Annotated in this window: 15 protein-coding genes; 9 read left to right on the top strand and 6 right to left on the bottom strand. The window is 75.4% G+C overall.

Going from position 1 to position 13,628, the window contains the following annotated elements; genetic code table 11:
* Positions 1-112 precede the first annotated feature (112 nt).
* From ACWEMJ_RS04115 to ACWEMJ_RS04100, 4 genes are all read left to right on the top strand, one after another.
* Positions 113-1,588 (top strand): DNA-binding protein NsdB, encoded by a 1,476-nt coding sequence (locus ACWEMJ_RS04115; protein WP_452135387.1) that lies wholly within the window; start codon positions 113-115, stop codon positions 1,586-1,588.
* A gap of 268 nt (positions 1,589-1,856) precedes the next feature.
* A complete protein-coding gene (locus tag ACWEMJ_RS04110) occupies positions 1,857-3,284 on the top strand; it encodes a HEAT repeat domain-containing protein (protein ID WP_452135386.1) in 1,428 nt (475 codons plus the stop codon).
* Positions 3,285-3,294: 10 nt separating this feature from the next.
* A complete protein-coding gene (locus tag ACWEMJ_RS04105) occupies positions 3,295-4,020 on the top strand; it encodes a DUF1775 domain-containing protein (protein WP_452135385.1) in 726 nt (241 codons plus the stop codon).
* A gap of 51 nt (positions 4,021-4,071) precedes the next feature.
* Entirely contained in the window at positions 4,072-5,553 is a 1,482-nt protein-coding gene (locus ACWEMJ_RS04100) for a protein kinase domain-containing protein (protein ID WP_452135384.1), read from the top strand.
* A 7-nt stretch (positions 5,554-5,560) separates the two neighbouring features.
* On the opposite strand, the gene ACWEMJ_RS04095 is transcribed toward ACWEMJ_RS04100, so the two are convergent.
* From ACWEMJ_RS04095 to ACWEMJ_RS04085, 3 genes are read right to left on the bottom strand one after another with little or no spacing between them, the layout of a single operon-like run.
* Positions 5,561-5,800, bottom strand: a complete 240-nt coding sequence (locus ACWEMJ_RS04095; protein WP_452135383.1) for a hypothetical protein — start codon at positions 5,798-5,800, stop codon at positions 5,561-5,563.
* On the bottom strand, positions 5,797-6,036 hold the full coding sequence (locus ACWEMJ_RS04090; protein ID WP_452135382.1) for a hypothetical protein: 240 nt from the start codon (positions 6,034-6,036) through the stop codon (positions 5,797-5,799). The genes ACWEMJ_RS04095 and ACWEMJ_RS04090 overlap by 4 nt, the downstream gene beginning before the upstream one ends.
* Positions 6,033-7,226, bottom strand: a complete 1,194-nt coding sequence (locus ACWEMJ_RS04085; RefSeq protein WP_452135381.1) for an MFS transporter — start codon at positions 7,224-7,226, stop codon at positions 6,033-6,035. Before ACWEMJ_RS04085 ends, ACWEMJ_RS04090 begins: the two co-directional genes overlap by 4 nt.
* A gap of 81 nt (positions 7,227-7,307) precedes the next feature.
* On the opposite strand from ACWEMJ_RS04085, the gene ACWEMJ_RS04080 reads away from it, so the two are divergent.
* Complete coding sequence (locus ACWEMJ_RS04080; RefSeq protein WP_452135380.1) at positions 7,308-8,297, top strand: ArsR/SmtB family transcription factor; 990 nt, start codon at positions 7,308-7,310, stop codon at positions 8,295-8,297.
* Between the two features lie 10 nt (positions 8,298-8,307).
* Here the strand turns inward: ACWEMJ_RS04080 and ACWEMJ_RS04075 are convergent, their stop codons facing one another.
* Positions 8,308-8,760, bottom strand: a complete 453-nt coding sequence (locus tag ACWEMJ_RS04075) for a VOC family protein (RefSeq protein WP_452135379.1) — start codon at positions 8,758-8,760, stop codon at positions 8,308-8,310.
* Positions 8,761-8,846: 86 nt separating this feature from the next.
* Here ACWEMJ_RS04075 and ACWEMJ_RS04070 point away from each other — a divergent pair, with 86 nt between their 5' ends.
* Positions 8,847-9,395 (top strand): GNAT family N-acetyltransferase, encoded by a 549-nt coding sequence (locus ACWEMJ_RS04070; RefSeq protein ID WP_452135378.1) that lies wholly within the window; start codon positions 8,847-8,849, stop codon positions 9,393-9,395.
* A 52-nt stretch (positions 9,396-9,447) separates the two neighbouring features.
* Here ACWEMJ_RS04070 and ACWEMJ_RS04065 read toward each other — a convergent pair whose 3' ends face one another.
* Positions 9,448-10,290, bottom strand: a complete 843-nt coding sequence (locus ACWEMJ_RS04065) for an undecaprenyl-diphosphate phosphatase (protein ID WP_452135454.1) — start codon at positions 10,288-10,290, stop codon at positions 9,448-9,450.
* 199 nt (positions 10,291-10,489) lie between these two features.
* A complete protein-coding gene (locus tag ACWEMJ_RS04060) occupies positions 10,490-11,071 on the bottom strand; it encodes a GNAT family N-acetyltransferase (protein WP_452135377.1) in 582 nt (193 codons plus the stop codon).
* A gap of 139 nt (positions 11,072-11,210) precedes the next feature.
* Between ACWEMJ_RS04060 and ACWEMJ_RS04055 the strand changes: the two genes are divergently transcribed.
* The 3 genes from ACWEMJ_RS04055 to ACWEMJ_RS04045 are packed head-to-tail and all read left to right on the top strand — an operon-like array spanning position 11,211 to position 13,576.
* Positions 11,211-11,603 carry a GntR family transcriptional regulator gene (locus ACWEMJ_RS04055; RefSeq protein ID WP_452135376.1) on the top strand — a complete coding sequence of 131 codons (393 nt, stop codon included), beginning with the start codon at positions 11,211-11,213 and terminating at the stop codon, positions 11,601-11,603.
* A gap of 45 nt (positions 11,604-11,648) precedes the next feature.
* Positions 11,649-12,548 (top strand): ABC transporter ATP-binding protein, encoded by a 900-nt coding sequence (locus ACWEMJ_RS04050; protein ID WP_452135375.1) that lies wholly within the window; start codon positions 11,649-11,651, stop codon positions 12,546-12,548.
* Positions 12,545-13,576 carry an ABC transporter permease subunit gene (locus tag ACWEMJ_RS04045; RefSeq protein WP_452135374.1) on the top strand — a complete coding sequence of 344 codons (1,032 nt, stop codon included), beginning with the start codon at positions 12,545-12,547 and terminating at the stop codon, positions 13,574-13,576. Before ACWEMJ_RS04050 ends, ACWEMJ_RS04045 begins: the two co-directional genes overlap by 4 nt.
* Positions 13,577-13,628: the final 52 nt, after the last annotated feature.

The following is a 13,628-nucleotide window of genomic DNA, read 5'->3' as shown; positions in this document are numbered from 1 at the left end:
CGATCGGTACTGGCACACCACATAGCGCACCCTGGCGAACCCTGGCGAATGGTCGCTCGGCATGTGCCAGTGCCACTACTGTCGGGGCCAGCCGATCACCTGGGGGCTGTAGTTGAGCAGGGGGCCGAACACCAGGCTGGCCGACCACTTCGCCCTGACCGGCTGGTCCAAGGGCGAGTTGGCGCGGCTGGTCAACCGGCGGGGCGCGGCACTGGGCGAGCAGCAGCTGTCCACCGACACCTCCCGGGTCAGGCGCTGGATCGAACAGGGCGAGATCCCGCGCGATCCGGTGCCGAGGGTGCTGGCCGCCGTGTTCACGGAGCGGCTCGGCCGTGTCGTCACCACCGAGGACCTGGGTCTCGAACGGCACCGACCCGCCCGGTCCGGCAGCACGGCGGCAGCGCCGACGGAACCCGGGGCGCCGGACCGGACGGCCGCGGTCCTCACCGAGTTCACGGGAATGGACCTGATGCTGAACAGACGCGGACTGGTCGGCGCCTCCGCGGCCCTCGCGGCCGGCGCGGTGATCGCCGACAACCTGCACGACTGGCTGACCGGCGGCGCGGTCGCCGAGGCCGCCGCCCGGCCCCCGGAGAGCCGGGGCGGCGCCGGGCCGCTGACCGGGGCGTACGAGCCGGGCCCGGTCGGCAGCGACGAGGTCGCCGCCCTGGAGCGCTCGGTGGAGGTCTTCCGGGCCTGGGACGCCTCGCGCGGCGGCGGACTCCAGCGCAAGGCCGTGGTCGGCCAGCTCAACGAGGTCGGCGGGCTGCTCACCCACCGCCACCCCGCCGCGCTGGAGCGCCGGCTCTGGGCGGTGGCCGCCAACCTCGCGGTGCTGGTCGGCTGGATGTCCCACGACGTCGGCCTGGAACCCACCGCGCAGCGCTACTTCGCGATCGCCGCGCAGGCCGCCCGGGAGGCGGGCGACCGCCCCCGGGCCGCCGAGGCGGTCTCCCGCGCCGCCCGCCAGATGCTCCACCTCGGCCGGGCCGACGAGGCCCTCGACCTGATGCGGCTGGCCCGCGCCGGCACCCGCCCCGCCGACGGCGCGCCGCCCCGCTCCCGGGCCATGCTGTGCACCGTCGAGGCCTGGGCGCTGGCCTCGCTCGGCCGCTCCGAGGCCACCCGCCGGGCGCTCGGCGAGGCGGAGGAGCACTTCGTCCGGGACGACGCCGGCCGGCCCGCCCCCGGCTGGATGTCCCTGTTCGACGAGGCCGAGCTGCACGGCATGCAGGCGCTGGCCCACCGCACCCTCGCCGAGCACGACGCCGGCGCCGTCCCGGCGGCGCTGCACCACGCGGAGCAGGCCGTCCGGCTGCGGCAGCGCACCGGCCGGGAGCGCTCGGCGCTGCTCGACCGGATCACGCTGGCCTCCGCGCACTGGATCGCCGGCGAGCCCGAGGCGGCCGTCGCGCAGGCGCACCGGGTGCTCGACTCGATCGAGCTGACCTCCTCCCGGCGCACCTGGGACCGGCTGCGCGCGATGGACCGGCTCGCCGCCCGCCACCGGGGCCGGCCGGAGGTCGCCGAGCTGCGCGACCGGATCCGCACCGCGCTGCCCGCCCCGCCGGCCCCCGGGCCGGTCTGAGCGGCCGGCCCGTCCGCGGGCCGGTCCGAGCGGCCGGCGCACCCCCGGGCCGGTCCGAGCGGCCCGCCGTCCGGAACCGGTCGATCCGGTACGGACGGACCCGTCTCGATACGGCCGCACCTGCGGAAATCCGTTGCCCTGTGTGCGGACCGGCCCCCCAGGCGGTAACCTTCGGTGATTCCGGCGCCCGGGCGCCTGAGCTGTGCCAACCGACCCCGGCGACGGAAATCCCGTTGCCACGACGACCGCCGCAACGGATGCTGACCTCATGTTCGAGCCAGTGATAGCGCCCAGCGCCAGCCTCCTCGGCCTCCTTCAGAGAGGCCGCGGGGACGGGCAGCTGCATGCGTTGGCCGCAGACCGCGACGAGGCGATCGCCGCCGTCGAGAGCTGCGTGACCAACGACCCCCGCGCCGACTGGCAGGTCGAGAACCGCTCCTTGTACTACGCGCGGCTCTACATGGAGTTGGAGGCCCCCCTCACCGGCCTCGAACTCCACCTCACGTCTCCCGAGGACGCCACCGACACCGACGAGGCCCGCACCGGCCTCGCCCTCGCCGTGCTCGGCCACCTCGCCGGCTACGGCCGCCGCGACGCCCTCGACCTGCTGCGCGCCTACACCACCACCGGGACCAACTGGGCCTGGGCCCTCGACGAACTCGCCCTGCGCGACACCGACGAGGCCCTGCTCGCCCTCGCTCCCGCCGTCCTGAGCCGCTTCCCGGCCGACCCGGAGGGCGACGCCGAACTGCGCGAAGCCATCCGCGCCGCGTACGAGCCGCGGGTCTGGCGGCTGTGGGCCCTGCACCACCCGAGGGTCGCCACCGCGAGCGAGCAGTCACCCTTCGACCTGTGGCAGCGGCAGCTCAACCGCCAGGGCGTGACGCCCGGCTGGTCCACCGCCGACGTGCTCGCCTGGGCCGACCAGGGCGAGAGCGCCGAGCCCGGCGCCCTCGCCCGGCGCGCCGCCGCGGCCGCCCGCTGCCTGACCGCCGTGGTCCGGCCGGAGGACGCGCCGCTGCTGCGCGACGCCGCCGCCGGCGGCCCGGCCGGCGCCCGCTGCGCCGCGCTGCGGCACCTGGTGGAGCAACGGGACCCGGCCGCCGCCCGGTACATCGAGGCCGCCGCCGCGGACCTGGACCACCGGATCGTCGCCACCGCGCTGGAACTGCTCGGCCGGATGCGAGGTCCCGAGGCGCTCGCGCACGCCCGCCGCTGGGCCGACCCGGCCACCGGCAGTGCCGACAGCGCCCTCGGCCAGGCCGCCGTCCGCCTCCTCGCCGACGCCGGCGAGGCCTGCGACGCCCCGCTGGTGGTCGCCGCACTCCATCAGTGGATCTCGCTGAACGGCGTCACCGGCACCGGGATCGGCAGCCTCGTCGACGGCATCGGCCGGCTGCGTGCGCACGCCGCCGTGCCCGCGCTGCGGCATGTCTACGGCGAAGCGGTCTCCTCGGAGCTGCGCGGCCGGGCCGCCCAGGCGCTGGCCGTCACCGACCCCTACTTCGGGGAGGGGCCGGCCGTCGAGTGCCTGTGGGACTGCGAGGAGTCCACCCGGGAGCTCGCCGCCACCCACGTCACCACCACCGGCGACGCCCGGGTCCTGGAGCGGCTGCGGCGGCTGGCGGCGGATCCCGCCGAGGAAGCCGAGGTCCATGCGGCAGTTCGCGGCCGTCTGACGGCCCGCGACCGCTAGAGTCATGTCCATGCTGAGACTGCGAGCGTCCCGCCCCGCCCTGACCACCCTGCTCGGCCTCGGGCTGGTCCTCGGAGCGGCCGGCACCGCCGCCGCCCACGTCGAGGTCAACTCCTCGACGGCGCAGGCGCTCGCCGTCGACGCCACCGTCGCCTTCTCCGTCGAGGGCGAGTCCTCCACGGCGGGCATCACCGACGTCAAGGTCACGCTGCCCGCCGGGCTCACCCCCGCCGACATCACCCCCGACAAGATCCCCGACGGCTGGAAGCTCACCCCCACCGCCGACGGCTGGACGGTCGCCGGGCCCGCCCTCGCGCCCGGCGCGCCCGCCGAGTACAGCGTGAAGGTCCGCCAACTCCCCGCCGCCGGACCAGTGGTGTTCAAGACCCTGGTCGACTACGCGGACGGCCGCACCGACCGGTGGATCGAGCTCCCGCAGGGCGACGCCAAGCCCGAGCACCCCGCACCCGCCCTGGCGCTGCGCCCGGCCGCCGCCGGAGCCACCCCGGTGCCCGCCCCCGGGCCGTCCGGCCCGAGTGCCGGTGCCACCCAGTCGGTCTCCGCCACCGCCACCGCCACGTCGTCGCCCAGCGCCTCCGCCGACGCGGTCGCCGCCGGGAAGCCGGACGACGACGAGGAGAGCACCACCACGATCGTGCTCGGCGGGCTGGTCGCCGTCGCCGTGCTCGGCACCGTCATCGCCCTGCTGGTGCGCCGCCGCTCCAACCGACGGTAGTTTTCCGGATTCGCCGGGTGAGGGCGGGCCCGCAGTGCGAGAGTCTGGTCCATGGAGCTGTGTCCGAACGATCCGACGCACATCGGCCCCTATGCTCTCCTCGCCCGGCTCGGCGCCGGCGACCTGGGCCAGGTGTACCTGGGCAGATCGCCCGGCGGACGGCTGGCGGCGATCAAGGTGCTGACGGCGGAGATCCTCGAACACCCGGACGTGCTCGCCCGGTTGCGCCGCGACGCGGAGACCGTCCGCTCGGTGCGCGGCCCGTACATCGCCCACCTGGTCGACGCCTCGCTCGACGCCGACTCCCCGCCGCTGTGGCTGGCCACCGAGTACGTGGCCGGGCCGACCCTCGCCCAGGCCGTGGCCGACCGGGGCCCACTGCCCTCCCGGACCTGCCTCGGGCTGCTCGCCGCGATGGCCGAGGGCCTGGCGGCCGTGCACGCCCACGGGGTCACCCACCGCGACCTGAAACCGCAGAACGTCGTCCTGTCCGCGCAGGGCCCGCAACTCGTCGACTTCGGCCTCGCCCACGCCCCCGGGACGCCCGCGTTCACCGCGCCTGAGGTGCTCGCGGGCGGCCGAAACACCCCCGCCGCCGACGTCTTCGCCCTCGGCGCGACCGTCGCCCACGCGGCCACCGGCCGCCCGCCGTTCGGCAGCGGCGCCGCGACGGAGATCGACCGCCGGGTCGCGGACCTGTTCGGCGTCGAATACGAGCTGGCCGAACTGCTCGACGCCTGCCTCGCCCCCGACCCCGCCGCGCGGCCCGGCCTGCGGGAGGTCGTCGCGCGCTCCGCCGTGCGGACGGTGCTGCCCGAGGACCCGGCGTACCAGGCCGTGGCCGGGTGGCCGCTGCCGTACCCGACGACCGTGCCGGTGGCGGAGCCGTCGTTCAGGGCGCTCTGGGAGAAGGAGAGTTGGAAGGCCGGGACGGCGGTCGGGGTGGCGGCGTCGGTGCTCGCCACGTTCGGCATCCTGTGGGCGGGCGGGGCCTTCGACGAGGAGCCGGCCGGCGGGCCGAAGGGCCAGGGCGCCGGGGTGCCGACCGCCGCCTCCCAGCCCACGCCGGGGGGCCCGCCGCCGTACGTCCGGCTGGACGGGGCGAACGGCGACGCGTGGTCGAGCCGGGAGGGGGCGTGCGGCCACCCGGGGGAGGAGGCGGTCCCCGGCTTCCGGTTCGGGATCGGCGCCGGGGGCGACGGGCGCCCCGCGGCGGGCAGGCCGGCGACGGTGGACCTCCGGCTGGAGTCCGCCGCCGGTACGGGAGCGCCGTACTACGTCTCGGTGGCGCTCAAGGCGCCGACCGGCGCCGCTGGTCCGCCGCCGGTCGCCACCAGCCGTCCCGTCGCGATCGGCGAGCAGCCCGTCGTCCTCACCTACCCGGACGACTTCCGGAGCTGGGCGGCGGACGGCAGCTCGCTGCCCGCGACCGGGTTCGCCGACGCGCCCGGCGACTGGACGGTGCTGTTCCTGCACGTCACGGACACCACGCACTACCGGTCCATCGCCTGCACCGGCTTCCGGATCGCCTGACCTTTCCTCATGCTGCGGCAGCGCCGTGCGGCAGGGTGCGGACGGGCCGGGCGAGCAGGGGCAGCAGGGCGGGTGCGGTCTGGGCGAGGGCGGCGATGGTGGCGACGGCGGTCGGGCCGTAGTGCGCGGCGAGCGGGCCGCAGGCCAACTGGCCCAGTGGGACGGCCAGGTAGGAGAAGACGTCGGCGTGCGCGGCGAGCGGGCCGCAGGCCCGCACCGGGTTCCGCATCGCCTGGCGGAACGTCATGCTGCGGCAGCGCCGTGCGGCAGGGTGCGGACGGACCGGGCGAGCAGGGGCAGCAGGGCGGGTGCGGTCTGGGCGAGGGCGGCGATGGTGGCGACGGCGGTCGGGCCGTAGTGCGCGGCGAGCGGGCCGCAGGCCAACTGGCCCAGTGGGACGGCCAGGTGGGGGAAGACGTCGGCGTGCGAGGCGAGCGGGCCGCAGGCCTGCACGGGGTTCCGGATCGTCTGGCGGAACGTCATGCTGCGGCAGCGCCGTGCGGCAGGGTGCGGACGGACCGGGCGAGCAGGGGCAGCAGGGCGGGGGCGGTCTGGGCGAGGGCGGCGATGGTGGCGACGGCGGTCGGGCCGTAGTGCGTGGCGAGCGGGCCGCAGGCCAACTGGCCCAGTGGGATGGCCAGGTAGGAGAAGACGTCGGCGTGCGCGGCGACCCGGGACAGCACCGCGGACGGCAGGTGCTCCTGGAGCGAGGTGTCCCAGGCGGTGGCGGCGAGGGCACTGCCCAGCCCGGCGGCGAGGGCCGCGGCCAGGACCCAGGGGAAGGGGGCGTGCAGGCCGAGCGCGAGCAGTGGCAACGGCAGTACCAGGCCAGCGAGTTGGCCGGCCGCGAGCAGCCGGGGCAGGGCGAGGCGGTAGAGCGCGGCGCCGGCCAGCAGCAGGCCGGCGCCGCGGGCGGCGAGCAGGGCGCCCCACAGCGCGGGGCCGGACAGCTGCGGGCCGAGGATCTGCCACGGGCCGGTGAGCAGCAGGTTGGTGGCGCAGTACGACCAGGTGGTCCACCAGATCCAGCGGGTGCCCCGGAACGCCGCCCAGCCGGCGCGCAGCTGCGGCAGCAGGGCGGTGCGCCGGGCGGCGATCCGGCCGGCGGGCAGCCGGGACAGGCAGAGCGCGGCGGGCAGGTAGCTCAGCGCGTCGCCCGCCACCGCCCAGCCGGGGCCCGCGCCCGCCACCAGCAGCCCGGCCAGGGCGGGGCCGAACACCTTGCTGCCGTTGCCGACGATGCCCAACAGGGCGTTGGCGGGCCGCAGTTGGTCGCGCGGGACGAGTTCGGGCAGTACCCCGACCAGGGCGGGGGAGATGAACGCCGTGAGCAGGCCGTTGAGGAACTCCAGGGCGGCGACCGGCCCGAGCGCGTAGTGGCCGGTGAGCAGCAGCCCGGCGACCAGGCCCTGGGTGAGGCCCGCCCCGAGGTGGGTGGTGAGCAGGACGGTGCGGCGCGGCAGGCGGTCGGCGACCGCGCCGCCGAGCAGCAGGAACGCCAGCAGCGGCAGGGTCCGCAGGGCGAGCACGACGCCCAGGTCGGCGGCCCGGCCGGAGCCGTCGAGCACCGCGAACGCCAGTGCCACCGGTGCCATCGCGCTGCCGAGCAGGGAGATCGCGCGGCCGGTGAAGAACCAGCGGAAGCCGGAGTGGTGAAGGAGTGGTGGAAGCACCCGCGGAGTGTGCGGGCCCGCGTCGCCGGGCCTCTATTGTTTCGCCGTGCGCCGAAAGCCGGGGGAGGGGCGGGGATTGCCGTGGTGCTGCTGAGGCTGGACTCGCGGGCGCTGTCGCGCTCCCGGTTCGCGCTGTCGCCGTTCGCGGAGACCCTGGCCACGATCGTCCAACTCGCCCGTCCCGCAGGCGAATCCTGGCATCCCGAGTGGCACGCCCGGCACCGGGTGGAGTTCCACGCCCGGCTGCGGGCGGATTCGTACGCGCGGGGGCTGGTCGCGCTGGTCTCGGCCACCAAGTACCTGCCGGACCATCTGACGCTGCCGCCCGGCGGCGGGATGGAGACCACCCTGGAGTCCGAGCTCGCCGAGGTGGCGCGGGTGCCGGACGAGGCCGTCGGGGAGAGCCTGCGGCTGTCGCTGGCGCACTGCTGGGAGGGCGACCGGCACCTGGACTGGCTGACCGGGCGCGGCCACGGGGCGCGGGCCGCCGCGCTGTTCCGGGCGGTCTGGGACACCCACCTGGCCGCCGAGTGGCCCGCCCGGCGGGCCGTCCTGCAGCGGGACGTCACGCACCGGGCCGGCCTGCTGGCCGCGCACGGCTGGCCGCGCGCCCTGCACCTGATGAGCCGTCGCAGCGCGTGGGTCGGCGCCGACGCCATCCGGTTCAGCGACCGGCCCGGGCCGGACCACCGGATCGGGCCGGACGGGATGCTGTTCGTCCCGGTCAGCGCCCACCGCAGCTCCTGGCTGTGCCAGGCGCCGGGCCGCCCGCACGCGCTGGTGTACCCGGCGCGCGGCACGGGCGTCCCCGGCGGGGCGGTGGGCGGCGACGACCGGGCGCTGGCCCGGCTGATCGGCGCCGGCCGCACGGTGATCCTCCGCCACTTGGACGTCCCGGCCACCACCAGCGAACTCGCTGCCCTGATGGGCCAGTCCGTCGGCACCGTCGGCGGCCACCTGGCCGTCCTGCGCGACACCGGCCTGGTCGACCGCACCCGCCTCGGCCGCCGCGTCCTCTACCACCGCACCCCGCTGGGGGACCGGTTGGCGGGCGGCCGGGCGGAGGCGTGACGAGCCGCCGTCAGGCGACGCAGAACTCGTTGCCCTCCGGGTCGAGCATGATCCACCAGTGGCCGATCGGGCCCTGGTCGTGCTCCTGGACGCGGGTGGCGCCGAGGGACTCCAGGCGGGCGACGGTGGCGTCCAGCTGCCCGCCGGAGTGGATGTCGAGGTGCAGGCGGTTCTTGCCGGACTTGGGCTCCGGCACGTTCTGGAACAGGATGCGGCGGCCCTGGCCGGTGCCGCTGAACGGGTCGAACGGGTCCTCGGGGTGGCGGACGGCCGCGTAGCCGCGGAACTCCTTGCGGCCGTCGGGGAGTTCGAGGACGGCGGCGGCGGGCAGGCGGCCCGCGGCGAGCAGCGAGTCGATCAGCGCGGTGGGGTTCTCGACCTCGTACTCCAGGGCGGCGGCCCAGAATGCGGCGAGGGAGGAGGCGTCGGCGCTGTCCACGACCAGTTTCCAAGCGAGCGTCATGGCACCGGATCCAATCGCACAAATGATCGAATGGCAAGGAAGAAAATGGCATGTCGGGTCCGGTGGACGGCCGTTAGGGTGGCGCGATGTTCGAAGGAAGACTGACACGGCTGCGCGCGCTGCGCGCCGAGGACGCGGAGCACCATCTCCGGTGGCGCAACGACCCCGAGGTGGTGCACTGGGCCACGGCCGGCGACCCGGGCTTCGGCCCCGTCACGGCGGAGGCGATCGGCCGCGGCTTCGACACCATGCTGCGCCTGGACCCCCGGGAGTCGGCCATGCTGACGGTCGAGGAGCTGGCTGGCGGGCGGGTGATCGGCATGGCCGACTACCGGGAGGTGGACCTGCTCGGCGGCTCGGCCACGCTGGGCATCACCATCGGCGAGCGGGAGTTCTGGGGGAGCGGCCACGGCAGCGACGCGGTGCGCGTGCTGGCGGACCACCTCTTCCGCGCGTTCCCGCTGCACCGGGTGGAGCTGGACACCTGGAGCGGCAACGAGCGCGCCGTGCGCGCCTTCGTCCGCCTGGGCTTCCGCGAGGAGGGCCGCCGCCGGGAGGCCGTGCTGCTGGACGGCAGGCGCTACGACCGGGTGCTGTTCGGCGTGCTCCGCGAGGAGTGGGCGAACCCGGAATGACGGGGGCGCGCAGGGGCGGGCGGGTCGTCCGCCCCTGCGGTGGGGTGGGGGGTCAGTGCACCGCGCCGGCGTCGGGGGTGAGGGTGCCGGTGGCGACGAGGGCGATGATCGTGATGCCGAGCAGGACGCGGTAGATCACGAACGGCATGAAGCTGTTGTGCGAGATGTACTTCAGGAACCAGGCGATGGCCGCGTAGCCGACCGCGAAGGCGATCAGCGTGGCCAGGATGGTCGGGCCCCAGGCGGGGGCCGGGCCCTCGCCGATCTTGAGCAGTTCGAGGCCGCCGGAGGCGAGCACCGCCGGGATGGCGAGCAGGAACGAGTAGCGGGCGGCCGCCTCCCGGCTGTAGCCGAGGAACAGGCCCGCGCTGATGGTGCCGCCGGAACGGGAGACGCCCGGGATCAGGGCCAGCGACTGGGCGGCGCCGTAGATCAGCGCGTGCGGGAAGGTCAGCGAGCTGATCGGGCGGGCGTTGCGGACCGCGCGGGAGCGGTCGGCGACGGCGAGGATCAGGCCGAAGACGATCAGCGTGGTGCCGATCAGCCGCAGGTCGCGCAGGGTGGTCTCGATGGTGTCCTGGAACAGCTTGCCGATGATGCCGATCGGCAGCGTGCCGACGATCACGTACCAGCCGAGCCTGGCGTTCTGGTCGCGCCGCCACTCGGCCTTGAACAGCGACAGCGTCCAGGCCTTGATGATCGCGCCGATGTCGCGGCGGAAGTAGATCAGCACTGCGGACTCGGTGCCCAGCTGCGTCACGGCCGTGAAGGCCGCGCCCGGGTCGTCCCAGCCGAGCAGGGCGGAGAACACCCGCAGGTGGGCGCTGGAGGAGACCGGCAGGAACTCGGTCAGGCCCTGGAGCAGGCCGAGGACGGCGCCGTGGAACCAGTCGATCACCGGACAACCCCCGCGGATATCGCTCGGTGGTTCAGCATGGCGTCAGTCCTGTTCGCTCGTGGGGCGGCCCGGCGGCTCGGGGGCGCGGTCCGGTGTGGGCCGCATGATAGGGGCACCAGGTGTCGGGGACTTCGCAACCGGGCATACCGGACGATTCGCAGCTTGTCGGACTGGCGGCGCGGGTGGGACGGGACGCTCAGCCGTGCTGCCCCGCCGTCCACTGCGCGCGGGTCAGCTCGTAGACCACGTCGCCGTGTTCGGAGCCCGGGATCGGGTCCGGCCAGTCCTCGAAGAACGTCCGGACGTGGCGCAGTCCGGCCCGCTCCAGCACCCGGCGGGAGGCGGAGTTCACCGCCATGGTGGTGCCCACCACCCGGTGCGCGCCCAGTTCGGCGAACGCGACGCGCACCAGTGCCGCGGCCGCCTCCGTCGCGTAGCCCCGGCCCCAGGCGGCGGGCAGCAGTCGGTAGCCGAGTTCCAGCCCGCCGTCCGGGCCGGTCTCCAGCCCCACCGAGTGGGCGGGGCGCAGCGCGGCCCAGCCGAGGAACGGCCGCTCGGGCGTGGCCAGCGCCCAGCAGCCGAGCCCGTCCGGCAGCCGCCGGTAGTCGTGCAGCAGGGCCGGCAGCACCTCCTCGGCGACCTGCGCGGGCGTCAGCGGGCGGCCGTCCTCCAGGTGCCGCATCACCTCCGGGTCGCCGCAGAGCGCGGTGACGGCGGGCAGGTCGGCGGGGGAGAGGCGGCGCAGGGTGAGCCGTTCGGTGCGCAGGCGGATGTCCATGGGGGCGAGCAGAGCACCCCGGCGCGGTGGGCGGCAACCGCTTATTCGGCCGGAACACCCGCTCCCAACAGGGAACTTGACGGACCGGCAGGCTTGCACCACCCTTTCACTAATCAATTAGTGAAAGGGTGGTTTCGGCGTGATCGAGTACCGCCTGGACCGGCGCGGCGGCGTCCCGACCTACCAGCAGATCGTGCAGCAGACCAAGCAGGCGTTGCGGCTCGGCGTGCTCCAGCCCGGAGACAAGCTCCCGACCGCCCGGGAAGTGGTGGAACGGACGGCGGTGAATCCCAACACCGTGCTGAAGGCCTACCGTGAACTCGAACGCGAGGGGCTGGTGGAGCCCCGCCCGGGGCTCGGGACGTTCGTGCTCCGCTCGCTCGCCCGGCCCGAGGCCGCCCAGGACGGGCCGCTGCGGGCCGAGTTGACCGCCTGGGTGGGCCGGGCGAGGAGCGCCGGGCTGGACCGCGAGGACATCGCCGCACTGATGGCGGACGTGCTGGAGCAGGGCTTCGACGCCGGCCCGGCCTGAGGCAGCGGCAACGACGTGAAGGAATCGACCGGAGGGTGGGGACGCGTGACGGACAGCCGAATCGCGCTTGAGGCAGTGGAGTTGGGCAAGAGCTACCGGCGGGGGAAGTGGGCGCTGCGCGACTGCGCGTTCACCGTGCCGGCCGGGCGGATCTGCGGACTGGTCGGCCCCAACGGGGCCGGAAAGAGCACCCTGTTGGGCCTGGCCGCGCGCCTGTTCGCCCCGTCCGAGGGCGAGTTGCGGGTACTGGGGGCCGCCGGCGCCGGCGAGGTGACCGCCGCGCAGCGCGCGAAGGTCGCGTACGTGACCCAGGACAAGCCGCTGTACCGCTCGTTCACCGTCGACGACACGCTCAGGATGGGCGCCGAGCTGAACCCGGGCTGGGACCGGGCGGCAGCCCAACGCGTCGTCGAGCTCGCCGAGTTGGACCCGCGCGCCAGGGTCGGCACGCTCTCCGGCGGCCAGCGCAGCCGGGTCGCGCTCGCCCTCGCACTCGGCAAGCGCGCCGAACTGCTGCTGCTGGACGAGCCGTTGGCCGACATGGACCCGCTGGCCCGGCACGAGCTGACCGGCATCCTGATGTCCGAGGTCGAGGCCAACGGCACCACCGTGGTGATCTCCTCGCACGTCATGGCCGAACTGGAGGGCGTCGCCGACCACCTGCTGCTGGTGCAGTCCGGACGGATCCGGCTGGCCGGCGACCTCGACGAGATCCTCGACGGCCACCGGCTGGTGACCGGCCTGGCCGACACCGCCCGGCCGCCCGGCGAGGCGGTGGAGTGGCGGGTCTCCGGCCGGCAGGCCACCGGGCTGCTGCGCACGGCCGGGCCGGTGCCCGGGCCGTGGGAGGCGAGCCGCCCCCGCTTCGAGGAACTGCTGCTCGCCTACCTGCGCAACCCCGCCACCGACCGGACGCCCACGACCACGAGCGAGGCCGCCGCATGAGCACCGCCGACCTGACCCGCGACCACGTCGCGGACCCCGCGCCCGCCCCGTCCCGGCCCGAGCGGCTGCGGCTGCGCGGACCCGCCTGGCTTGCCTGGCGGCAGACCCGCCTCACCGCCCGCGTGTACGGCGGCGTGCTGCTGGTCGTCGGCATCGCCCTGCTGTACACGCACTGGCGGCTCAGCACGCTGCACGACTGGGCGAATCGCATGGAGTGCTCCACGGTCGGGGGCTGGCAGAACCCCCGCTGCCGGGAGGACACCCCGTTCGGCGAGACACTCACTTCCTGGTTCACCGGTGCGCTGCAACCCGCCATGTTCGGCGTCCCGCTGCTGGTCGGCATGACCCTCGGCGCACCGCTGCTCGCCGAGGAGTACGAGCGCGGCACCATCCGTACGGTGCTGGCCCAGTCGGTCGCCCCCGCCCGCTGGCTGCGGGCCCGGCTGCTGGCGCCCGCGCTGCTGGTGCTGGTGTCCGTCGGGGTGCTGTCGGCGCTGGTCAGCTGGGTCTGGAACAGCGACGTGCGCAACGGCTGGTCGCCCTACGCGGGGGCGTTCCCGGGCTTCAGCTACGCCTCGCTGGGCCTGGCGCCGCTCGCCTGGTCGCTGTTCGCGCTGGCCGTCGGCGCCGCGCTGGGCGCGCTGCTGCGCCGCACCGTGCCGGCCGTGCTGGCCACCGGCGCGGTGGTCGCCCTGGCGGAGCTGCTGGTGCGCAACATCCGGGTGCACTTCGTGCCGCTGACGACCGTGACGTCGCCCGTCGGCCCGGGCCACGCGCCCGGGATGCGCCCGGAGCGGGGCGCCTGGCTGGTCGAGTCGGGCCTCCAGTTCCCGGACGGCACCAGGATCTCGTCCACCGACTGCCTGCGCCAGTACGCCGAGTGCGACGGCGCCACCTCCGCGTGGAGCCGCATCCACCCGCTCTCGCACCTGCTGCCGATGCAACTGGTCGAGACCGGGCTGCTGTTGGCGGCCTCCGCCGTCCTGGTGTGGTTCGCCTTCCGCCGGGTCACCCGCTCCGCGGTCTGAGGCTCGCACGGGCACGGGCACGGGAACGGCCGCCCCGCTCCGTGCGGGGCGG

This window comes from Kitasatospora sp. NPDC004531 (assembly GCF_053602195.1).
Note: the sequence above shows the minus strand (reverse complement) of the source record. Positions and strands in the feature narration are given on the sequence as shown.

Coding starts and splice junctions, on each gene's coding strand:
- ACWEMJ_RS04110 (WP_452135386.1), top strand. CDS start 1,857: ATGTTCGAGCCAGTGATAGCGCCCAGCGCCAGCCTCCTCGGCCTCCTT.
- ACWEMJ_RS04105 (WP_452135385.1), top strand. CDS start 3,295: ATGCTGAGACTGCGAGCGTCCCGCCCCGCCCTGACCACCCTGCTCGGC.
- ACWEMJ_RS04100 (WP_452135384.1), top strand. CDS start 4,072: ATGGAGCTGTGTCCGAACGATCCGACGCACATCGGCCCCTATGCTCTC.
- ACWEMJ_RS04095 (WP_452135383.1), bottom strand. CDS start 5,800: ATGACGTTCCGCCAGGCGATGCGGAACCCGGTGCGGGCCTGCGGCCCG.
- ACWEMJ_RS04090 (WP_452135382.1), bottom strand. CDS start 6,036: ATGACGTTCCGCCAGACGATCCGGAACCCCGTGCAGGCCTGCGGCCCG.
- ACWEMJ_RS04075 (WP_452135379.1), bottom strand. CDS start 8,760: ATGACGCTCGCTTGGAAACTGGTCGTGGACAGCGCCGACGCCTCCTCC.
- ACWEMJ_RS04070 (WP_452135378.1), top strand. CDS start 8,847: ATGTTCGAAGGAAGACTGACACGGCTGCGCGCGCTGCGCGCCGAGGAC.
- ACWEMJ_RS04060 (WP_452135377.1), bottom strand. CDS start 11,071: ATGGACATCCGCCTGCGCACCGAACGGCTCACCCTGCGCCGCCTCTCC.
- ACWEMJ_RS04045 (WP_452135374.1), top strand. CDS start 12,545: ATGAGCACCGCCGACCTGACCCGCGACCACGTCGCGGACCCCGCGCCC.